The sequence below is a fragment of the Bacteroides faecis genome (genome assembly GCF_020091505.1).
Lineage (GTDB): Bacteria > Bacteroidota > Bacteroidia > Bacteroidales > Bacteroidaceae > Bacteroides > Bacteroides faecis.
In genome coordinates this window covers 4,490,269-4,512,889 of record NZ_CP081916.1, presented here as the reverse complement: position 1 = coordinate 4,512,889, position 22,621 = coordinate 4,490,269, and the positions used below count along the sequence as shown (strand labels likewise).

General features: G+C 43.8%; 19 protein-coding genes, 1 tRNA gene and 1 pseudogene. 11 read left to right on the top strand and 10 right to left on the bottom strand.

Annotated features, from left to right (window positions below; genetic code table 11):
* Positions 1-134: 134 nt before the first annotated feature.
* Positions 135-971 (bottom strand): helix-turn-helix domain-containing protein, encoded by an 837-nt coding sequence (locus K6V30_RS17670; protein WP_010537853.1) that lies wholly within the window; start codon positions 969-971, stop codon positions 135-137.
* A gap of 89 nt (positions 972-1,060) precedes the next feature.
* Between K6V30_RS17670 and lipB the strand changes: the two genes are divergently transcribed.
* Entirely contained in the window at positions 1,061-1,726 is a 666-nt protein-coding gene (lipB, locus tag K6V30_RS17665; RefSeq protein ID WP_029425531.1) for a lipoyl(octanoyl) transferase LipB, read from the top strand.
* On the opposite strand, the gene K6V30_RS17660 is transcribed toward lipB, so the two are convergent.
* From K6V30_RS17660 to K6V30_RS17630, 7 genes are all read right to left on the bottom strand, one after another.
* Positions 1,723-2,655: a PorV/PorQ family protein gene (locus K6V30_RS17660; RefSeq protein WP_022301601.1), complete on the bottom strand. Its 933-nt coding sequence runs from the start codon at positions 2,653-2,655 to the stop codon at positions 1,723-1,725. The genes lipB and K6V30_RS17660 overlap by 4 nt on opposite strands.
* A gap of 11 nt (positions 2,656-2,666) precedes the next feature.
* Positions 2,667-4,214 (bottom strand): N-acetylmuramoyl-L-alanine amidase-like domain-containing protein, encoded by a 1,548-nt coding sequence (locus K6V30_RS17655; protein ID WP_055269991.1) that lies wholly within the window; start codon positions 4,212-4,214, stop codon positions 2,667-2,669.
* Position 4,215: 1 nt separating this feature from the next.
* Complete coding sequence (locus tag K6V30_RS17650; RefSeq protein WP_010537857.1) at positions 4,216-6,204, bottom strand: OPT family oligopeptide transporter; 1,989 nt, start codon at positions 6,202-6,204, stop codon at positions 4,216-4,218.
* 97 nt (positions 6,205-6,301) lie between these two features.
* Positions 6,302-6,697: a DUF1573 domain-containing protein gene (locus K6V30_RS17645; protein ID WP_008763504.1), complete on the bottom strand. Its 396-nt coding sequence runs from the start codon at positions 6,695-6,697 to the stop codon at positions 6,302-6,304.
* Between the two features lie 688 nt (positions 6,698-7,385).
* Complete coding sequence (locus K6V30_RS17640) at positions 7,386-7,985, bottom strand: DUF4923 family protein (RefSeq protein ID WP_010537859.1); 600 nt, start codon at positions 7,983-7,985, stop codon at positions 7,386-7,388.
* Between the two features lie 6 nt (positions 7,986-7,991).
* On the bottom strand, positions 7,992-8,600 hold the full coding sequence (gene yihA, locus K6V30_RS17635; protein WP_010537860.1) for a ribosome biogenesis GTP-binding protein YihA/YsxC: 609 nt from the start codon (positions 8,598-8,600) through the stop codon (positions 7,992-7,994).
* A 124-nt stretch (positions 8,601-8,724) separates the two neighbouring features.
* Positions 8,725-10,179, bottom strand: coding sequence for a sodium:solute symporter (locus K6V30_RS17630; protein WP_010537861.1), 1,455 nt, complete (start codon positions 10,177-10,179; stop codon positions 8,725-8,727).
* A gap of 198 nt (positions 10,180-10,377) precedes the next feature.
* On the opposite strand from K6V30_RS17630, the gene recR reads away from it, so the two are divergent.
* The 3 genes from recR to K6V30_RS17615 are packed head-to-tail and all read left to right on the top strand — an operon-like array spanning position 10,378 to position 12,027.
* On the top strand, positions 10,378-10,995 hold the full coding sequence (recR, locus tag K6V30_RS17625; RefSeq protein ID WP_055269989.1) for a recombination mediator RecR: 618 nt from the start codon (positions 10,378-10,380) through the stop codon (positions 10,993-10,995).
* Positions 10,996-11,031: 36 nt separating this feature from the next.
* Positions 11,032-11,481: a hypothetical protein gene (locus K6V30_RS17620; protein WP_055269987.1), complete on the top strand. Its 450-nt coding sequence runs from the start codon at positions 11,032-11,034 to the stop codon at positions 11,479-11,481.
* Positions 11,482-11,487: 6 nt separating this feature from the next.
* Entirely contained in the window at positions 11,488-12,027 is a 540-nt protein-coding gene (locus K6V30_RS17615) for a GNAT family N-acetyltransferase (protein ID WP_055269985.1), read from the top strand.
* On the opposite strand, the gene K6V30_RS17610 is transcribed toward K6V30_RS17615, so the two are convergent.
* Positions 12,024-12,614 carry a YqgE/AlgH family protein gene (locus K6V30_RS17610; RefSeq protein ID WP_055269983.1) on the bottom strand — a complete coding sequence of 197 codons (591 nt, stop codon included), beginning with the start codon at positions 12,612-12,614 and terminating at the stop codon, positions 12,024-12,026. The two genes, K6V30_RS17615 and K6V30_RS17610, sit on opposite strands and share 4 nt — an antisense overlap.
* A gap of 148 nt (positions 12,615-12,762) precedes the next feature.
* A complete protein-coding gene (locus K6V30_RS17605) occupies positions 12,763-14,079 on the bottom strand; it encodes an aminotransferase class I/II-fold pyridoxal phosphate-dependent enzyme (RefSeq protein WP_055269981.1) in 1,317 nt (438 codons plus the stop codon).
* Positions 14,080-14,237: 158 nt separating this feature from the next.
* Between K6V30_RS17605 and K6V30_RS17600 the strand changes: the two genes are divergently transcribed.
* From K6V30_RS17600 to K6V30_RS17570, 7 genes and pseudogenes are all read left to right on the top strand, one after another.
* Positions 14,238-14,311, top strand: a tRNA-Asp gene (locus K6V30_RS17600).
* Positions 14,312-14,548: 237 nt separating this feature from the next.
* Positions 14,549-14,701: pseudogene (locus K6V30_RS17595) on the top strand (Arm DNA-binding domain-containing protein); the annotation flags it as partial.
* A 663-nt stretch (positions 14,702-15,364) separates the two neighbouring features.
* Positions 15,365-15,772 (top strand): hypothetical protein, encoded by a 408-nt coding sequence (locus K6V30_RS17590; RefSeq protein WP_029425534.1) that lies wholly within the window; start codon positions 15,365-15,367, stop codon positions 15,770-15,772.
* Between the two features lie 3 nt (positions 15,773-15,775).
* Positions 15,776-17,080, top strand: a complete 1,305-nt coding sequence (locus tag K6V30_RS17585) for a DUF3440 domain-containing protein (RefSeq protein ID WP_070612404.1) — start codon at positions 15,776-15,778, stop codon at positions 17,078-17,080.
* Entirely contained in the window at positions 17,077-17,619 is a 543-nt protein-coding gene (locus tag K6V30_RS17580) for an IbrB-like domain-containing protein (protein ID WP_010537870.1), read from the top strand. The genes K6V30_RS17585 and K6V30_RS17580 overlap by 4 nt, the downstream gene beginning before the upstream one ends.
* 338 nt (positions 17,620-17,957) lie before the next feature.
* Positions 17,958-20,789 (top strand): hypothetical protein, encoded by a 2,832-nt coding sequence (locus K6V30_RS17575; protein ID WP_055269977.1) that lies wholly within the window; start codon positions 17,958-17,960, stop codon positions 20,787-20,789.
* Positions 20,786-22,612 carry a hypothetical protein gene (locus K6V30_RS17570; RefSeq protein WP_010537872.1) on the top strand — a complete coding sequence of 609 codons (1,827 nt, stop codon included), beginning with the start codon at positions 20,786-20,788 and terminating at the stop codon, positions 22,610-22,612. The genes K6V30_RS17575 and K6V30_RS17570 overlap by 4 nt, the downstream gene beginning before the upstream one ends.
* Positions 22,613-22,621: the final 9 nt, after the last annotated feature.

Here is a 22,621-nt window from a genome sequence, read left to right as displayed (position 1 = left end):
ATTAGGCACGGATTACACGGATTAACACGGTTTTTAATAGTTTGTTTAATCTCTTAAAACCGTGTTAATCCGTGTAATCCGTGCCTAATATTATTATGTTGACCGATGTTTAGAAGTAGCTTTTATTACCAGACTCAACTGTTTCTAAACTCCAGAGGAGACATTCCCACATGCCGTCTGAAGAATTTGCAGAAGAAAGAGGGATTAGGAAAATTCAACGAATAAGCTATCTCCTGAATCGTCATATCCGTGCCTTTTAGTTGCGCTTTGGCATCGATAATGACGATATAGGCTATGGTATCCAGCACGCTTTTTCCCGTCACTTGCTTGACGGTGGTGCTCAGATGCTGAAGAGAGATTCCCAGCTGATCGGCATAGAACTGTGCACAGCGCTGATCCTTGTAGTGTTCAGTAATTAATTGAATCAACTTCCGGCAAATCTCCTTCTTACGGTTTGAATGATTGTTTCCCGTATAATTCCGGTACATCAGCTGGACACTTGTCAGAATAGTCTGAAGCGACAGGTCTGCCAATTTGGAATCCATTTTGAAAGACTCGTCACAACTGGCATGAGATAATAAGGCAAAATATTCCTTCAGATAGTCGGCGATATTTTCGGAAAGAGGGATGATAGGCTGTTCTATCAGTTTGGGATAGGCGCTTCCGATTGTCGTCAACAGATTGATATGCCCGATACATTTGGCGGAGAAACCGGCAAAGCAGAGACTTACCTTTTCCGCTTTCTCGCGGAACTGAATGATGGTGCCGGGCAATAAAGTGATCAGGTCATTCGGGTGAACCTCATATTCCAGCAGGTTGATGGAGACTTTCATAGTACCTTCCGTACAGACTGCGAAAATGCACGCCTGTAACCGGCACGATTGTTTGTAGATGTTCAGAATATCTTCAGTTACTTTGGTCCATGCTAACACCTCCAGGGGCAAATCTACTTGTGGAACTTCCATTTTCATAAGAGTGTTTGTTATCTTTGGTTTAAAGTGCTTGTTATATTCGGTCTACAAATGTACGATTTTTCTTTTTATTTCTTACTTTTGTCCTCATGAAAACTGTATTAGTCGATTGGAATTTGATTCCGTACTCCGAAGCATGGCAGCGGCAGACGGAATGGTTTGATGCCGTTGTCCGTGCAAAAGCGCAGGGAGAAACGTACGAAAATCGTATTATAATGTGCGAACATCCGCATGTCTATACTTTGGGGCGTAGCGGAAAGGAAAATAATATGCTGTTGAATGACGAGCAGTTGAAAGCCATTCAGGCTATTCTTTATCATATAGATCGGGGAGGGGACATCACTTATCATGGTCCCGGACAGTTAGTTTGTTATCCGATATTGAATCTGGAGGAGTTTCAGCTGGGATTGAAGGAATATGTGCACCTGCTCGAAGAGGCTGTGATACGTGTCTGTGCTTCCTATGGCATTGAAGCGGGGCGGCTTGAGAAGGCGACAGGTGTATGGCTGGAGGGAAACACCCCCCGTGCCCGTAAGATTTGCGCGATCGGAGTGAGGAGCAGCCACTACGTCACTATGCACGGTCTGGCTCTGAATGTGAATACGGATTTACGCTATTTCAGCTATATTCATCCCTGTGGATTTATAGATAAAGGCGTCACTTCCCTTCGTCAAGAGTTGAAGCACGAAGTGCCTGTGGACGAAGTGAAGCAACGCCTTGAATGCGAGCTTAGGAAACTGCTTGAAAGAGCTTAGAACACTATTCCAACACTGAGTTGCCACGTACGGTGCATAAAGCAGTCGCTGTCTGCCAGTGCGTACGAGAAGTCTGCACGGATTGGCCAGAAGTTGATTCCGCATCCCAGTGTACCGTAGTTGCCTGTACCTTTGTCATTGTCTCCGAAATGGTATCCTGCGCGGACTACACCGTATTTCAAGAAGTTGTATTCAGCTCCGATACCGGCTTGAAGATGGCGGTATTCGGATGGCAGCAGATAGTTCAAGTCGAGTGCTACTTGCAGGCGGTTTTCCATGCTGAACGGAAGATCGACCGCTCCACCCAGTCCGAGTCGGGCAGGCAGCTTCTGACCGTCCAGTTTACCGCCTAAGTTGGCGGCCTGAAAGCCGATAGTCCATGAGGCCATTTCATCCAGAATAGCCATGCTGCGATGATAGCTGGCACCGAAATCCATAGATACCGATCCTTTGCTGTCCGCGTCCTTATAGGCTTTTGCCTGTAGATATCTGAGCGTTAATGATACCGACAGGTTCTTGGCTATATTTCTGAAATAGGCAGCCTCCAGATTCCAGGCACGGGCATGGTCTTTCGGACCATCCTCCCAATGAAAATCAGCATCTTTATAATGACGGAATCCTACGGTAAATCCATGTTTCCCTTCCCGTCCGATGCGGTAGAAGAGGGAAGCGCTGTGCATACCATAGTCCTTATTTATGTCAGCGTATGAGTAGCTGGCACCCATTACATCCTGTGAGAAAGCGATGGTGGAAGCGTTATGAAAGATAGCCGTACTTCCGTTGTCAGTGATAGCTAATCCTGTGCCGGCCATACCTGCCGATTGGGCATCCGGAGTAATCTCCAGAAAAGAGGCGTTTGCCACTCCTTGTGCTCCCAGAAAAGCAGGCAACAAACACGAGGCGAGAAGGAAATGTTTTACTCGTTTCATAATCATTTGTTTTAAGGGTGAGACATCCGGACGACACGTATGCCTGTCCACGATTTGTTATTGTTGAGCATTTGGCTGAGAGGCTCTTCGCTGAGGACAACCTTGCCCAGAGTAGAAGAAGCATGGAGCAAATGCAACTTTCCGTTTACAAAGTTAGCTATCCCTACATGAGCTATATCCAGTCCCGGAAGCTTCGTGGTGATAGCAATCACGTCTCCGTCCATGATCCACGGGAGTCCCGTGTCGGGCAGTTTGTTTTTAGGCAGCCAGTGCACCTTCTTTCCGGACAATGCTTTCTCATATTCAGCCATCCGTTTGACGTTTTCCGGCGAATCTGCCAGATGCTTGTATTGCTTGGGATGGGTGGACATATAAGAGAGGGATAGCTTGGTGGTCTGTGCGCTGTTTCGGGCGGTGACATCTTCCAGAAGTCCCTGGCGGACACCGTTCTCAATCCAGTCGGAGGTATAGTGAAGCCGCGAAGTATAGCCGTCTATGATGCCGTCCCGGTAACGTATCTTTTGCAGGTTATCGGCAAAAGAAGAACCCAATGCCTGTGCCAGCGTATATTCTACAAAGGTGAGGCAATCTACTGTTTGGGGGGCGATGACTAACGTCTCTTCTGTTCCCTGATCCAGCGTGTTGGCTACATACTTTGTGCCCAGATACGATTTTCCGATTCTTAGCATCGGCTCCGCATCTTGGGGAAATACGGCACCGTCACGCAGCCACTTTTCCAGTTCCTGCGTCCACTGTTGCTTGTATTTGAAGTTGTCCCGATATCCCCAGCCATGTCCTCCTGTAGGGTAGACATGAAGTGATGCGGGAACATTGTTCTTCTGTAGGGCGAGATAATAATTCACCCCGTTGGAAGGAGGCACAGCGCCGTCATCGGAGGAGAGAACGATAAATGCCTGCGGAGTATCAGATGTCACTTGCAGTTCGTTGGAGAAGTGTCGTATCTGCTCCGTTGTCGGGCTTTTGCCCAGAAGCTCATTTCTCGAACCTCCATGAGTATTTTGCAGCATGGTAACTACCGGATAGAGCAGAATCTGAAAATCCGGACGGGTTTCCGCACTGTAATGGGTAGCGAGGGTAGAGGCCAGGTGACCTCCCGCAGATGCTCCCATAATTCCTATTTTACGAGGGTTGATGTTCCATTCTCCGGCATGTTCACGTACGATGCGAATTGCTCTTTCTGCATCCGACAAGGGCACTTCGCAATGACCGTTCGGCATCCGGTATTTCAGTACAATGTAAGTGATGCCTTGTCCGCAGAACCAAGGTGCCATGTCATGTCCTTCATGATCCATCGCAAGGCGGCTGTAGCCGCCTCCGGGACACATGATGACCGCCATTCCGTTCGGCTGTGGGGCACGGTAAACGGTTATGGTGGGGGCTGTGACATTGCTGAGCCTATGGGGTGACACTTCCTTTTCACCACCGGTCAGTCCGTTGGAGTTGGGAGCACCGTTGGGCCACAAAGGCAGCTCGACAGGCTGTTGTGCAAATGTCATTGCAGTCATAAGTGATACTATAACAGATAATAGTTTCCTCATATTATTTTACTTTCATGGAAGCCTTGATAAAGTAGAGGATCAATAAAGCGTAAGCTCCTAATGCTAACACTTCCGACCAAGTATTGTTCAGCCATGTTTCGTTGACCAGATTGACGCCGCCGAAACGCATTGCCGCACTGACTACGCCCATCAGAGCGCCTCCCGCAATGAAGCCGGATGCCAGCAGTGTTCCCTTTTCACCTCGTTCCGTATTGAGCGCTGTATCTTTGCTGCGGCTCGTAACGTACCAGTTGACGGCACCACCCACTACCAACGGCACGTTCAGTTCCAATGGAATAAACATACCCAGTGCGAATGCCAGTGCGGGAATTTTGAAGAATGTCAGTACAATGGCCAGTACAGCACCGATACCGTACAGCAACCAAGGTGCGCCTACACCGCTCATCAACGGCTCTATCACGGCAGCCATCGCATTGGCCTGCGGTGCAGCCAGTGCGCCACTGGTGAATCCGTATGTCTTGTTCAGGATAATCATGACACCGCCTACTGTAGCTGCTGAAACGATTGTTCCCAAGAATTTCCATGTTTCCTGTTTGGCAGGTGTGCTACCCAGCCAATAACCAATTTTCAGGTCAGTGATGAAACCGCCTGCCATTGAAAGTGCCGTACATACCACACCACCCATAACGAGCGCGGCAACCATGCCCGAAGGACCTTTCAGTCCGACAGCCACCATCACTACGGAAGCCAGAATCAGTGTCATCAGCGTCATTCCCGATACCGGATTGGTTCCTACGATGGCGATCGCATTGGCGGCTACGGTAGTAAACAGGAACGAAATACCTGCTACGAGTGCAATCGCTACCAGTGTATGTACTATATTTCCCTGCATGATGTCGAAGTAGAAGAACAGTACAATCAGAATCAGCGTAATGATAGAACCGATAGCGATGATTTTCATTGAAAGGTCGCGCTGTGTACGCATGATATTTTTTTCTACGTTGCCCTTGCCACCCATTTCTTTGGCAGCCAGTCCGACAGCGCTCTTGATGATTCCCCATGAGCGGATGATACCGATGACACCTGCCATGGCAATACCGCCGATACCGATGCTTTTGGCATAATACTTGAAGATTTCTTCGGGGCTCATCATGCCTACCGTAGAGGTGATCTCAGGATTCCATGCGTTCAATACGCTGTCTCCCCAGATGGCAGACATTCCGGGAATGATGATCCACCACACTGCCAGTGATCCGGCACAGATGATGGAAGCATATTTCAGTCCGACGATGTAGCCCAGGCCGAGTACGGCAGCTCCTGTATTTACTTTAAATACCAGTTTCGCTTTCTCTGCCAGCATTTCTCCGGCGCCGCATACACGGGTAGTGAAGTTCTCGTTCCACCAGCCGAAAGTGGCTACGATGAAGTCATACAATCCACCGATCATTCCTGCCATCAGTAACGGTTTAGCCTGACTGCCGCCTTTTTCACCGGATACCAGTACCTGCGTTGTAGCAGTCGCTTCCGGGAAAGGATATTTGCCGTGCATATCGCTGACGAAGTATTTACGGAAAGGAATCAGGAACAGGATACCCAATACACCACCCAGCAATGAACTGATAAATACCTGCATAAAGCTGACCGTCATTTCGGGATATTTGACTTGAAGGATATAGAGGGCGGGAAGGGTGAAGATGGCTCCGGCTACGATGACACCGGAACATGCCCCGATGGACTGGATAATTACATTTTCTCCTAACGCATTTTTTCTTTTAGCTGCTCCAGAGACTCCTACGGCGATGATGGCGATTGGAATAGCTGCCTCGAACACTTGTCCCACTTTCAGCCCCAAATAGGCGGCTGCTGCCGAGAAAAGGATTGCCATGGCGATACCCCACGTTACTGACCAAAAATTTACTTCCGGATAATTCTTGGAAGGACTCATCAGGGGATTGTACACTTCCCCCGGTTTTAACTCTCTGAACGCGTTTTCAGGTAGTCCGGTGAATTTGTCTTCTTCTTGTTTCATATTATATTTTTAGTAGTTTATGCTTTAAGACTTCAAAGTAAACAAAAAAAAAGGAGAACCAAAAGATTCTCCTTTACGTTTTATGGTCTATTTTTTCTTACTTCTCATCTTTCGGGGTCATATCGCCTTCAATATAGAGTCGTACCATCTCTGTTTTTGCATTGGTACGCAGGGTTATTGATTTTTTGAAGTGTCCCGGATATTTGCCTGTTCCGTTGTAAGTTACTTTGATTGTACCTTTCTTTCCCGGCTGGATCGGTTCTTTGGTATATTCCGGCACTGTACATCCGCAAGATGCTACTGCCTGATGAATTACTAAAGGAGCGTCACCGATATTAGTGAAGGTGAATACGCAGCTTACTACCGGACTGTTTTCAGAGAATTTTCCAAAATCGTGTGTTGTTTTGTCAAACTTGATATCAGCGTTAGTCTGGGCAAAAGCGAAACTTACTCCTACCACTAACAAGGTCATTAAAAAAAGTATCTTTTTCATTCTTCCTTCTTTTTATTGATTACGAATGACAAAGGTAATGCTTTTTCCGGAAAGTATCCCGTTGGCAGAGTTAATTTAATCGAAAAAAGGGAATAAAATACTTCGGCTTGTCGTTGAGCTCCCGGCTTGGTAACCTTGACCGCCGAGCTTAATAAACCTGACCAGCGAGGTGAGAATGATTAAGCACCGAAGTGGGCAGGGTTAAGCACCGAGGCGAATCGAACTGAGTACCGGGACGAATAACTCTGTTTGCCCGATTAATTTCTTTCCGAATGGTTTTGAATGAAGAATTGGCTGCGCTATCACGCTGCAAAGTAATTCTTCATTCTTCATTTCAAATCGGAAATGAACTAAATTATAAATTGAGGATTAGGCACGGATTACACGGATTTCACGGTTTTAGTGCTATGATTACGTAAAAAACAACCGTGTTCATCCGCGTAATCCGTGCCTAAATATATTCTTTTCCGATTCGAAAGCAAATCGGCGGCGGCGAAATTCTTTCTTTTCTTTCTTAATAATTCTATTTCTTTAGAATAGAATTCTCTACTCTTCTCTTCTCTACTGGTTTTGATTGGGTTTTTGCGCCCTATTCATGGGCGTTTCAGAGCTTAGGTTTTTTTATTAAGCCATTTTTTCCGCCATGTTTTTCATCTGATTTTCTCCAGCCGAATGAACTAAATGAAGACTATTTCTTTAATCCGAATCCCAGCATCATCCCGTCGTAGTTTTCAGCAAGTGAGCTTACTGTTTTCAGTGCGGTGCTGTTTGTCTTGCTGCCGAGGAATGTCATTAATTTGAGTAGTTTGTCGGAGTTGAACAGCAGGTCCATAGAGTTGGAGGTGCAGTTCACTTTCGCGTGCAGGTTCAGGAGTTTCAGGTATTTCAAGTCTACCTGTTTGGTGGAAGCGTTATATGAATAGGTACCACTCAGTTTCTTTTTTCCAACAGTGCTTGTAAAGGTACTGTCGGCGTTGAAAGTGAAACTCATTTGTCCTTCTTTGATGCCCACTTTGGTTAGTTGTTCGTTCAACTTGTTTTCTGCCATCGTAGCGGCTGCGGCTCCTCCTGCTTTCATCAGCAGATTGTCCGATTCAAATTCTACTGCCGATCCGCTGTAAGTCCATGTGCCTGTCATGTCTATCGTTTCGGGTGTTCCGGTGATGGCGTTTACTACTTTGGAAATGTTGTCTTTATTGAGCAAATCTTTTAATGATTGTGCCTGACTGTTGCTTGCTGTCAATGAGAATATTGCAATCCATGCAATAAATAAAATGTTCTTTTTCATTTGCGTTTACTTATTTTTATAGAGTTCTTTACTGATGTTTTCTATATAGTCGAGGATTTCGGTACGCCCTGTGCGGTCTTCCGAGGAAGAGACGAAATAAGGAGGGAGTTCTTCCCATTGCTTGCCCAGTTCGCGCAGATAAGCGTTGATATTCATTTTCAGACGTCCGCCTTTCAGCTTGTCTGCTTTGGTGAAGATGATAGAGAAAGGGATGCCGTTTTCGCCTAACCATTCCATAAATTCCAGATCTATTTTCTGAGGCTCCAGACGACTGTCTATCAGTACAAACAGGTTTGTCATCTGTTCCCGTTCGAGGATATAGTCTTCGATGATGGTACGTATCTGGTCTTTGCCTTTTTGTCCGCGTCTGGCGTAGCCGTATCCGGGAAGATCGACCAGATACCAGCTTTGGTTAATCAGGAAGTGATTGATGAGCATTGTTTTACCCGGTGTGGCTGAGGTCATTGCCAGTCCTTTGCGGGCGGTCAGCATATTGATAAGGCTCGACTTTCCTACATTCGAACGACCAATGAAGGCGTATTCGGGAAATACTCCTGTCGGACATTTCCTTACGTCCGTGTTGCTAATCACAAATTCTGCACTTGTTATTTCCATTTTATTGTCATTTATTTCTTTGTTTTTCTACTTCTAATAAACTCTCTTGTCATTTCTAATAAACTATTGCGTCGTTTATAATAAACTCTATCATTATTTATTATAAACGTTGGAACACCTGTTTTTAAGGGGTTTTTACCGCTTTCTCTTTTCCGGACAGCAACATGATCCCCGCAAAGGTAAGGCTTCCGTTTAACATTAGCAATTCATAGCCAAATTTATATCCGGTTTCTTTGCTGATCCACCAGTCCAGAGCGTAGCAGAGCACCGGAGAGGCGATGGCGATGAGCGGGACCAGCCGGTCGTTTGTCTGCCGGCGGGTGAATAATCCGAAGGCGAACATGCCCAGTAAAGGTCCGTATGTGTAGGATGCGATGATGTAGATCGCGTCAATCACGCTTTTGTTGTTCAGCATTTCCACCAGACAGATGAAGAAAGCCAGCAGGACGGAGAGGAGCAGATGCACTCTCTTTCTTTTGCGGCGGGCCACTTCTTCCGTGTCCTTCTCTGTGTTTAGCAGGTCTATGCATACGCTGGTGGTCATGGCAGTCAGGGCGGAATCCGAATTGCTGAAAGCTGCGGCGATGATGCCGATCGTAAAAAGAATCAGTACCGAATGTCCCAGATATCCTTGTGTGGCAAACATGGGAAGGATATCATCATTCATAGCCGGCAGTTCCAGTTGCATTTGCCCGGCTAAGGCAAGCAGCAGGATGCCCAGACACAAAAACAGGAAATTCAGCGGGATGAATGAGAATCCGTAGCAGTACATATTCTTTTTGGCCTCGCGCAGGTTGCGGCAGGAGAGGTTCTTTTGCATCATATCTTGGTCGAGTCCGGTCATTACGATCACGATAAAGATTCCGCTAAAGAATTGTTTGAAGAAGTTTTGGCGGGAAATCCAGTCGTCGAATACGAAAATCCGGCTATGTTCGCTGTTGCGGATGGTTTGTACGATGCCGTCAAAGCCTGTATCCAGCTTCTGTATCGTGAAGTAGATAATAAAAAGCAGGGCTGCGATCAGGCAGAACGTTTGCAGGGTATCTGTCCATACAATCGTTTTGATTCCACTTTTGTGGGTGTATATCCATACGAGGGTTACGGAGCCGACAGCAATCACCCAGAAAGGAATATGCATCTCCTGAAACACATGAGTGTGCAGGATCAGACAGACGAGATACAGTTTGGCTGCTGTTCCCAGCATACGGGAGAGCAGGAAGAAGAAAGAACCGGTGCGGTAAGTGTGTACGCCGATACGTGTGCCGAGATATCCGTAGATGCTTGTCAGGTTTAGCTTGTAGTATAGCGGCAGCAATACATGTGCTACGATCATGTAGCCGAAAAAGAAGCCGAGCACCGTTTGCATGTACGTCATGTCCATTCCCCGTACCATGCCCGGTACGGATACGAACGTCACGCCGGAAATAGAAGCGCCAATCATGCCAAAAGAGACTACATACCAAGGTGATTTGTTTTCTCCTTTAAAGAACGCTGCATTTGATCCGCCTTTGTGTCCGGTGATGTGGGCTATCAACAATAACCCTGCAAAATAGCATACAATAGTGACAAGTATCATCATATCGGCTGCAAAGGTAACACTTTCTTTGTAATTTCGGGAGTGGCTTTCTAAGGCAAATTCTTATAATAGTAAGGATACAGTTCCTTTTTATATATCAAATAGCACTATTTATCGACAAATTCCATTTGATATAGGTATAAAAAAACAATAATCCGTATCTTTGCACCCGAAACAGATCGAATTTCATTTGTAGTCTATATGAACCAACAATATCCTTCCGTCCTGCTCGAAAAAGCAGTAGGCGAATTTTCCAAACTTCCGGGCATCGGGCGTAAGACGGCGATGCGGCTTGTATTGCATCTGCTCCGGCAGGATACAGCTACTGTGGAGGCATTCGGCAACTCCATTATTACGCTGAAACGTGAAGTGAAGTACTGTAGAGTATGCCATAATATATCGGATACTGAAACTTGCCAGATTTGTGCCAATCCGCAGCGTGATGCTTCCACTGTCTGCGTGGTAGAGAACATCCGCGATGTGATGGCGGTAGAGGCTACCCAGCAGTATCGGGGACTTTATCACGTACTGGGCGGAGTGATCTCTCCGATGGACGGGGTAGGACCGAGTGACCTGCAAATTGAGAGTCTGGTACAGCGGGTATCCGAAGGCGGGATCAAAGAGGTTATCCTCGCTTTGAGCACTACGATGGAAGGAGATACCACCAACTTCTATATCTACCGTAAACTGGAGAAGATGGGAGTCAGACTGAGCGTAATCGCACGTGGCATATCCGTTGGCGACGAACTGGAATATGCCGACGAAATCACTCTGGGACGTAGTATTGTCAACCGGACTCTTTTTACCGGAACCGTATAACCTGAATTAATTATTTGAACGAATATCGTAACTAACATGGAAGAACAGATAAAACGCGCAGTGAGAAACTTGAATATCAGTTATGTTTTCTTTTGGGTGCTTCCCGCATTCTTGCTCGGGGCAGGGGAGTTCGACCTCCTTCCTGTGGGAGCTTTGGTTGACAATGTGCAGGCTACCTATTATTTTGAGACTATTGGCATTCTGCTGACCGCTTTATGCGTGCCGCTTGCATTGAAACTATTCAGTCTGGTACTGAAAAAGAAAATAGACCACATGACCATTCCTCTTGCATTAAAACGTTATGTGCAGTGGAGCATGGTACGCCTCGGATTGCTCGAAGCGGCTATCATCCTCAACGTATTGTGCTATTATCTGACTCTCAGCAACACCGGAAACCTCTGTATGCTGATCGGCCTGACCGCTTCCCTTTTCTGTCTGCCCAGCGAGAAAAGGCTTCGTAACGAACTTCATATCAATAAAGAGTAAGCCGGTATGAAGCAGTCTTTTTTGAACAACGACCGCATCTATCTCCGGGCGGTAGAACCGGAAGATCTGGATATCATGTATGAGATGGAGAACGATCCTTCCATGTGGGACATCAGTAATTTTACAGTCCCTTATTCCCGCTACGTATTGCGGCAATATATAGAAGGTTCACAGTGCGACGTGTTTGCCGACAAGCAGTTACGGCTGATGATAATAAGCAGGTCTGATCACCGTGTGCTGGGGACGATTGATATCACTGACTTTGTACCTCTTCATGCTCGTGGTGAGGTAGGAATTGCCGTTTCTAAGGCTGACCGTCAGCAGGGATATGCTTCGGATGCATTGCAGTTGCTGTGTGAATATGCCTTTGATTTCTTGTCGCTGACTCAGCTTTATGCTCATGTGGCTACGGACAATGAAATCTGCATGAAGCTGTTTACTTCATGTGGCTTCGTTCAATGCGGACTATTAAAGAACTGGTTGCAAGTCGGGGGGTGTTACAAAGATGCTGCTATTTTCCAGTATCTGAATCCGAAGAAACATTAATTGAAAGTCGGTACTCGTGGAAAGCGGGACCAGGCTTCATACTTGCTGCCCAGCTTTTCCAAGGCTTCTTTCCACATATCCTTGGTGTCACTGTTCATCAGGTAGTCCTTATCTTCTTTAGAGACGAGCCATGTGTTCTCTTTGAGTTCGTCATTCAGTTGTTCGCCTTCCCAGCCGCAGTATCCCAGGAAGAAGCGGATGTGCTGATCTACTTTATTGCCTTGCAGGATGTATTTCTTTATCTCATCAAAGTCTCCGTTCAGATACAGACCCTTGCTGACGGGTATTGCACCGGAGATATTTGCCAAGGTATGAAGGTAGAACAGGGTATCTGTGGCAACGGGACCACCTTTGTATAAGGGTATGTCATCGATATACTTGAACTCTTTGATAATGTCATTGACGAATATCGGTAATGGCTTGTTGATAATCAGCCCCATCGTGCCTTCATCAGTATGATCGATAAGCAGAATTACGGACCTGCCGAATGTGGCATCACGAAGGAAAGGCTCGGAGATGAGAATCTTTCCTCGTGATGGCAATACATTATTTGATTGAATTTTAAATATGTCAGAGTCTATATCCATGCCATCAGATTGATATTCGTGCCACTAATATAAGAAAATAAATGGAATAATAGCCATACTTTCCCATTTTTTTTGTTTTAAGAGCAGCTTTTATGAATCTGTCACCTGATGTGAATATGAATATCCGGGAAAATCTGTCATTCGGCTGTCAGCCAATCGGGTGATGTTGGGCAAACAATTTCATCCTTTCGTCAAGCTGAGCGTACTGATGATCCTTAATAAAAGAGGTACATGCGCGCAATCCTTCTTGATGGCTTCCGGTGGTGACCAGTGAAATGGCGCTCACTCCGTAGTACATCAGTTCTTTGGCTAGTTCTCCGCTTGTCATTCCAGGATAGCCGATAGTAAAGTAGAATCCGTCGGCAATCGGATCACCCAAATCGTTGTCATATACCAGGTAAAATCCGTGACGGAGGAAAATTTCCTTTAACCTTTGCGCCCTGTCGCCATATACTTTTACTTCGTTGAGGAAGTTGTATTGACCTTCATTGGCAGCTTTCAGCATGGCAGCCATAGCAAACTGTGCCGAATGGCTTGTTCCGGAAGAAAGCGCATAGAGTACGCGGTGGATAAAGACCGTACCGAATGTTCCCCCGCCATAACGTTTGGTCAGTCCGGGATAACTGCGGTGATACAACTTATCGGAGATGCAGCTCACACCGATACGTTGCCCAGCATAGCTGAAGGCTTTGGAACCGGAAATCAGCAATACGTAATTATCTGTGTAGTGAGCTACTGAAGGTTGGAACGGAGCTTGATAAGGAGTGCTCAGGTCCTGACGGAAATCCATCGCAAAGTATGCCAGATCTTCCAGCACGATTACGTCATATCGGGTAGCAAGTTCACCGATAATGCGCAGCTCTTCGTCTTTCAGGCAAATCCAGCTCGGATTATTGGGATTCGAATAAATAATAGCCGATATATTTCCTTTTTCCAGATAGCTTTCCAGCTTTTCTTTCAGTTTGTCGCCACGGTAGTCGTACACATCGAATGTTTCATACTTTTGTCCCATCACTACCAGCTGCTGTTTCTGCACCGGAAATCCCGGATCGATAAACAGGATCGTGTCTTTTTTTTCGTCACACTGGCTACAAGTCAGGAATGAAGCGAATGTTCCCTGCATAGAACCGGTGACGGGCACACAACCTTCCGGACTTAAATCTACATTGATAAATGCCCTGATAAAGTTGGACGCTTCTTTTTTCAGTTCCGGCAGTCCGTTGATGTCGGGATACAGACTTGCAATTCCGTTCTGCAATGCTTCGATTTCCGCTTTCACTCCCACAGCGGAAGCCGGCAGCCCCGGAACACCCATTTCCATTTTGATAAATTCAACGCCTGATGTTGCTTCCGCTTTCGAAGCGATAGCTTTCACTTCACGGATAGTAGCCTTTGAAAAGTCGACAATTTGAAACTCATTGATCGTTTCGTCAATCACATTTCGTTCGATTGGTGTATTTTTCATTCTATTTTCTATTTATTGTAATGCTTGCAAATGTACATGATAATTCTTAATAAATACACTTTTTCAGAAAAAAGATACTCATCCTATTGTAGGTTTCAAAAAAATGTCTACCTTTGCATCCGCAATCGAGAGAGATGCGGATTATTAAAAGAAATTTTGGTGCGTTAGTTCAGTTGGTTAGAATACATGCCTGTCACGCATGGGGTCACGGGTTCGAGTCCCGTACGCACCGCTTTCTTATGAAACAGAATAAAGAAAAGTCCTGAAGTACAATACTTTAGGACTTTTCTTTTTATCCAATACCCCCACCCAAAAGCAGCGGAATAGCGTAGTTGGCACTGGCTTATCTGTTGGACTTTCCGGGGAAAAATTCAACGATTAAGATTTGTTTTCGCTGATTCTCAATATTTTGCATAGTCTGATTTGGAACAATACGATTTAACTTTGTACCACTAAAAATGCAAGAAGTATGGGAATTGAAAAAAGACGTAGTACACTCTGTGTGTTGTTTTACATCAAGCGGCAGAAGCTGCTGAAAAACGGGGAGGCTCCCGTCTGTATGCGTATCACCGTTGATAAGCGGAAAGCGGAGATTGTGATCAAGCGCAGTGTGCCGGTAGAAAACGAGGAGCGTATAACAGATCGTAATGTAGCCTTTGAAATGCATTGTGGATTGAACCTGGTGAACGCGATGGTGCACGGAAGAGATAAAAAGGTAGGAAGCTATGCGCTTTTTCCGGCTCTTCTGTTTGAAAACAGGCAGATAAAAGTGAGGCAGGAGGCGGTGATCAATATCATAGAAGAGGCAATAAGAAATGATTATAATATCTGCCTTATGAAAGTGAACCGGCACACGAATGAAGTGGTAGGAGAAGGGGAAATGGTGCTGATACATGAATGATAATGAAACCGGATTGAAAAAATAATCTTTATTCATTAGTACAAGAATAGGATTAAAATAAAATCATTAATAAAAAATAGATTGTGTATGACATAGAAAAGGACTTGAAAAATAATGAAATCATTGAGCTGATGAAATGGAAAAAAAACGGATTCCACAAAGATAAAACGGGCTATGTATGAATGAGCATGCTATTTCCATTCAACTTGGTCGTGACTTAAACTAGATGGATTGCATAGTTTGCGGTATGGATAAAAGTGAGACAGGTCAGAGTGAAGTAATGCTGAACATGAAAAATAATCGCTCATTAATAAATGTTTTATGCAGATTTGTGCCGACAAGCGAAATTTTTTATCTATTTTTGTATGTCTATTTTTGAATGCTATGATACAGGTAATACAATTAAAAGGAAAAGACAAACATTTATATCAGCTTTTGGCGCCTCTAGTAATGGATCCGGATGTAATACGTGCAAATAATAACTATCCGTTCAAAACAAACGAGGATTTCGTTTGGTACATTGCGATTGACAATAGAGAAGTGGTGGGTTTCGTTCCGATTGAACAAAAAAGCGGAAAGAAGGCTGTCATTAATAATTATTATGTAGCTGCAGTGGACGAGCAAAGAAAAGATATCTTGTCGCTTCTGCTATCTTCTATAGTCACGGCATTCATACCTGAAGGGTGGACGCTTGATTCTGTCACGCTGATACAGGATCAGGAAACTTTTGAGAAATTCGAGTTTACGTCTATGGACAAAAAGTGGACACGCTATGTAAAAATGAACAGATGAATTATGGGAAAAAAAACAATCACAGGAACAAAAAATGTATATGAATTAGCACAAGAACGACTGAAAGTAATATTTAACGAGTTTGATAATATTTATGTATCTTTCTCGGGAGGGAAAGATAGTGGGGTACTGCTCAATATGTGTATCGACTATATCAGGCGGAATAATCTGAAAATACGTTTGGGGGTATTTCACATGGATTATGAAATCCAATACAAGATGACCATCGACTATGTGGACAGAATACTGGAAGCAAATAAAGACATTCTGGATGTATACCGGGTATGCGTTCCTTTCCGGGTATCTACCTGTACGTCCATGTACCAGTCTTTCTGGCGACCTTGGGAAGATAATAAAAAGGATATATGGGTGCGCTCCATGCCTAAAAAGGCTATGAAGAAAGAGGATTTCCCTTTTTACAATACTACCATGTGGGATTATGAATTCCAGATGCGCTTTGCACAATGGATACACCAGAAGAAGGATGCGGTGCGCACTTGCTGCCTGATCGGTATCCGTACACAGGAAAGCTTTAACCGCTGGCGCTGTATCTACATGAGCCGTAAATTTCAAATGTATCATAAATATAAATGGACCTCAAAGGTGGGAAATGACATCTACAATGCATATCCCATTTTTGACTGGAAAACGACGGATGTATGGACGGCGAACGGGAAATTCCAATGGGACTATAACATCCTGTATGACCTTTATTATCGTGCGGGAGTGAACCTGGAACGTCAGCGGGTGGCGAGCCCGTTCATTAATGAAGCACAGGAGAGTCTGGCCCTCTATCGGGTACTCGACCCCAACACATGGGGAAAGATGATAGGAAGGGTGAATGGAGTGAACTTCACCGGTATGTACGGCGGCACACATGCGATGGGCTGGCAGTCGGTGAAACTGCCCGAAGGCTATACCTGGCGCGAGTTCATGTATTTCCTGTTGTCTACCTTGCCGGAACGGGCACGCAAGAATTATCTGCGAAAACTGTCTGTCAGCGTACATTTCTGGCGGACTAAAGGTGGATGCCTGAGCGATGCAACCATCCAAAAATTAATTGATGCCAAAGTGCCGATTATCGTGATGGATAACAGTAACTATAAAACGTATAAGAAACCTGTACGCATGGAGTATCAGGATGATATTGATATTCCGGAGTTCAGGGAGATACCTACTTACAAGCGTATGTGTGTTTGTATCCTCAAGAATGATCATGCCTGCAAATACATGGGATTCTCGCCGACAAAGGAAGAGATGAGTAAAAGAAGTCAAGTAATGGAACAATATAGAATTATAGTATCATGAGTGTAGATAAAAGCCCGGTCTACGAGGTAAAAGCAGTACCTGTAGAAAAAGTGTATGCGAACGATTACAATCCGAATGTCGTAGCTCCGCCCGAAATGAAGTTGCTGGAACTTTCGATTTGGGAGGACGGCTTTACGATGCCTTGTGTGTGTTATTATAATAAAGAGGAAGACAACTATATCCTGGTGGATGGTTATCACCGGTATACGGTGCTGAAAACCTCGAAACGTATTTATAAACGTGAAAACGGTTTGCTTCCGATTGTGGTGATCGACAAGGATTTGTCGAACCGAATGAGTTCCACTATCCGGCATAACCGTGCCCGTGGAATGCATAATATCGAACTGATGTGTAATATTGTGGCAGAACTGGACAGAGCCGGAATGTCTGATCAGTGGATCATGAAGAACATTGGTATGGACCGGGATGAACTGTTGCGTCTGAAGCAGATTTCGGGACTTGCGGATCTATTTGCCAATCGGGAGTTCAGTATCCCGGATGAGGTGGCACCTACGGAGATGGAACGGAAAACGCTGTAGACGTTATCAACTCAGAATAAAGCTTGAAAAGGCCCTTGGATGATTTCATTCAGGGGCCTTTTTTAATATGGATTTTATTTATAATAATTCACTTCAAAAGTTTCGAATGCCGTAACTTTTGGATTTTTTATATTCGAATAATGCAAAATAAAGATTTGATCCTTATTGCCTTTCATTATTCGTAAGCGCATTGGAGTTCTCCTGCATTTTTAGTCTTTTATTTAAACTTTCATTGTCAGTATGAGAAATGGATGAAATTCCTTATCTCATGCAATATACCGACATTTGCAATATCTGATTAAAACGTTTTTTGCGTGTCTAATAAATACAACTATTTAATGAGAGAGATTAAACATAACATATACAATAGAGGGCCGATTATTTTCCTGTTATTGCTGATTATTTCATCTTGTATAGATGAGACTTTCATTGATAACGATGATAAGATTAAAAGCTCATATATATCCATCAGAGGGATTGGAGCCAAGGTTGGTATACATCCGGGAACAACTCCTGATGATTATGTTATTGAAACTCTCCGTATTCTGGCTTTTGATAAGGTTACTGAAAACTGTGTGTCTAACGTTCGCTATAATGCTGCGAATGGCGATATTATACAACATCCTATTAATCCGGATAGTTATGATTTTGTTTTTTTGGCGAATGAACCGGCGAATACACTTATTATAGATCAGTTGGATGGAATAACTAAATATGAAGATTTAAACGATATTGCATATCCGGAGAGATATTTTTCGTCTGATTTGATTATTCCAATGATACAGGAAATTAAGAATATAACTGTATTGCCCAATGGTCAGGGAGCTCAGGTAAATGGTGGCGCGGTTGTTAATGTGCTGCAATTGGGACTTGACAGGTTAGCCGTCCGCTTGGATGTTGTGTTGGAGGCTGAAGATAATCTGGAAGCTACCTTTACTGGAATTATATTGGAAAATATTCCCAATGCGGTGCCACTTACGAATAATTATACAGGTGAAGTGGAAAGGAATGTAACACGTACTTTTACTAAAGCAGCTGATGCCGGTTATTTTTCGGACGAGACTCCAACTGCTTCGGACAGATCATGGGCAAAAGGAGTGAATCGAATTATTCTGCCTGCCAATGAGTTGAAGACAGTGGGAGATGCGAGTAAAGCAGTGACTCTTATAGTAGGCATGGGGAATAACTATAGTCCCTCCACTCAATTGAAGACCGCTAGTGATCCGACAGTGAGTTATAGTCTTCCGATAAATACAAAACTTGATTTTCTTGGTATCATCAAAGAGCCCTTGGAAGTGAATATTAAGGCATCAGAATGGGATAAGATTGGAGAAGACTGGGAGATTTCCGGTACCAGAGTCTTGAATGTGTCTGATATTGAGGTTAATATAACAGACTTCAATGGAGCACGAATTGCATTTTGGTCAAATATGCCGGTTGTGAGAGTGTTGGATGTGGTATATGATGAGAATGGTGCTGAAAAAGTGACGAATAATATATTTAATGCCTTGTCTTCTCAAAACTATGCTCCTAACGATGACTTCAGAATCAGGTATGATGCGAAAACAGGACTGGGATATATGGATATTGTGTTGGATCGGCCTAATACCGATGATAATGTGGCGGGTGATAAAACATATACTCTTACTTTATCAGCTTCAGAAGATCATGCGGGGACCAATGCCCTCCAAAGGAAAATTATTGTGCATGTAAAGCAGGAAGGTGTACGATATGTCTTTGAGAAAAATGCTTCTGACAATTTGTGGTCTACTCCTTATGTAGGAGCTTTTTGGGATGATAATGAAGTCGGAGAGAGAGTGATCAAGGGTATAAGATGGGACTATTGGTGGAATTGGACGGTAACAGTGCCTGATGAATACAGGGATTTTATTGTCATAAGTGCCAGCCCGAGTTTTGACCCGAATATTGGTACGGATAATCCAGGGGACGCTGAAGATTATCCGGTTGTTCCTAATGCTTTTAGATTTGAAACAGGGAGCTCTGTAGCAGGGAAAGGACGTGTCTATTTCAGAATAGGATTGAAAAGTAAAAATACAACAGGAAGCCCTAGATATGGTTTTGTGAATGTTCATTACGAAAAGTCTGAAAACAATGTAGTAACGTCTTATGATACTAAATTATTTGTTCGTCAGGGAGGCGATCCGGATTATCTGATGCGGAGTGGGAGTATAAGAGGTGCTTCTGATTATGGAGCTAAATTCTCGCCGTATAACTTGACGATGAAAGCGTTTAAGGATACTCCGGGTACCACAGTTCAGTATCAGGCTATAAATTATAGTAATCTAGCAGGTGAAGTTGATTTTGTAAAGTATCCTACCCAGGCCGGGGCGCATTTTCAGTGGGCACTGCCCATTGCGAATGTAGCTAAGGGACTCCGAGGATATCATCCTACGAATGTGAATATGGGAAGTGCCCCTTGGGCTATAACAGGGTGGCCGATAGAACGTATCAATGGTGTGAACCTTTTTTGGAATTCTTCGACGGGAACTATCCTGAAGAATTATTATGAAATATGTCCTCCCGGGTATGTTCGTCCCACTGATGGACCGGAGGATCGGATTGCAGTGAATAGTTATAATTACGATCAGGTTTATATGTCGGACTGGAGAATGTCTTTATTTGCCGATCCTATGCGGGGAGATGCGGCTTCCAATACGGTAGATAGTCCATATCCGACTAATGGGACATATAAACCGGAATTATATACTCCTGTGCCGCTTTCTGAAGTTATGTATGGATTTTATGCTGATGGTTTCTTTGACAGACGTCCGATCAAGGAGAAAACGATGGTTGATGGCACAACTAGAGGAGAAGGAACATTAGGTTATACTAAATATAGAGGTGTCAGTTTGGACAACGCTGATGTGGCTTATGGTGGTGTGTTAGTATATAACAGTAATACTAGTGCTTCTATCTTCTTTCCGGCTGCGGGAAGAAGATGGCATCTGGATGGTAGTTTGGAATATGCCGGCCAAACGGGATATTATTGGGCTTCCTCTGTAGCACCGGGGTGGACTAAGGTAGTTAGTGGCAATGAAACCGGAGCACCTTATGGAAATATATGGACGATGCAACTTAATTATGCAGAGCCACGCCCGATATCTACAGGACATGTATTTGGGTATTCAATACGATGTGTGAAGAAATGAGGAAAATAGTAATACATATAAATAAACTGTTCTATCTGCTCTTGCTACTGTTGATATCAAGCTGCGAGCATGATATCAATAGTACAGAGCAGCAAGGCGGAGGGAATGATTCGGATGATAAAGTACAGATTGAAATTTTTACTCGTGCTCATTCATACGATCTTCCATCGACGAGGGCTGCTGAAAATGATATCAGCATGACACCTTGGGTGCTTGTGTTTAAGGGAAATGGAGGAAGTGCCACCTTTGTAGAGGCAGTGCAAGCTTTCGAAATGGTAGGAAAAAGATATGTAATATTGACCAAACAAAGTAGTAAATGTCAGTTGCTAATTTTGGCAAATACTCAGAGTAAGTTTTATTATAATAATGATAATGCTAATGGATATGTATTTAATGAGACGAATCTTAATACAAGATTGAGTGGTGTAACGCTGGCGGATGCATGCTCAAAGTTGTTGACTGAACCATTAGCAAGTCCTTCGCTTACAATAATTCCATATAGCGGAACTGGTGAAATAATTCCGATGAGTGCTGTGCTGGAAGTAAATAAGATAGATAATGATACTAAAATACAGAATTCAGATCCGTCTAAGGGGGCATTGTTACTCACTCGTGCAGTAGCTAGAATAGCAGTAGTGAATACAGCAGACAATTTTGAGTTAAATGGAATTATGGCTTTATTCAATGTACCTCGACAGGGACAGTTGCATAACTATAGCAACTCGATCATGAATAATACTTCTAATTTGACGGAGTATCAGGGAGCTTCAGATTACTCAACCCCTTTGGTGGCTGCAAGTGTAGTGACTGAGGGACAGAGTACAAATAGCAATCCCATATATATATACGAGTCTAACACGCTGAATAATACATATATGATTATTCAGGGAAAGTATGATAATAAGGATTACTATTATAAAATGGCTATCGTCGATAAAAACTTGAACGCAATAGATTTGTCTCGTAACAAGTCTTATACGTTTACCATTATAAAAGCCAAGGGACCTGGTTACGACACAATGGCTGATGCTAAAGTGGCTAAACCTTCGAATGTCGACCTTGATTTCAAAATAATTGTGGATGATGGCGATTCGTATGAAATTATAGCTAATAATGATTATTATCTGGGGGTGAGTAATTCGGTCTATATTACTTACTCAGATGTGGATAATATCTATAATGCTTTTGATTTAATAACAGATTGTACAAAGGTTTTTCCTGATACAAGAAATATAACAGATAATAGGGGAGAAGTATCAGGAGCTTTTTCATTAAGTTCTCCCGTAGATGGAAAAATACCTGTTGTAACCGGGGGAGTTGCTTCCCCTCGTATTACTACAGTGAGGGTCTTTACATATACCTGGCTGATGTATTTTGAAAACGGTCAATTTGAAAACGGAGTTGAGAAAAATAATGCATATATAACATTAAAACTTGGAAATTTGGAAAAACAGGTTCATATCAGACAAAGACAGGCGATTAACGCAAGTGGAACTGTACTGGAGTATAGACCTACTGATAGCTATCCGTATCCGGGTACTTACCCTAACTTAATGGACTATCATTGTCTTACCGGTCAGGTTGAGGATGGCGATGATAATCCTAAAAATTGGATAAAATTGCGCCCTTCGACAATGGTTGAAAGAGAAGATACGGAACGGATTATAGTAGAAGATGGACAGATTTTTATTGAAGTATTGCCTAATACTACTAATAATCGCAGAAGGGGAACTGTATATTTGACAACAGTTATGTCTAATGGATCATCGGTAGGTGGGAGTTCTGTGAAGCGTATAAAGATTGATATCACCCAAAAAGGGTGACCTATAAAT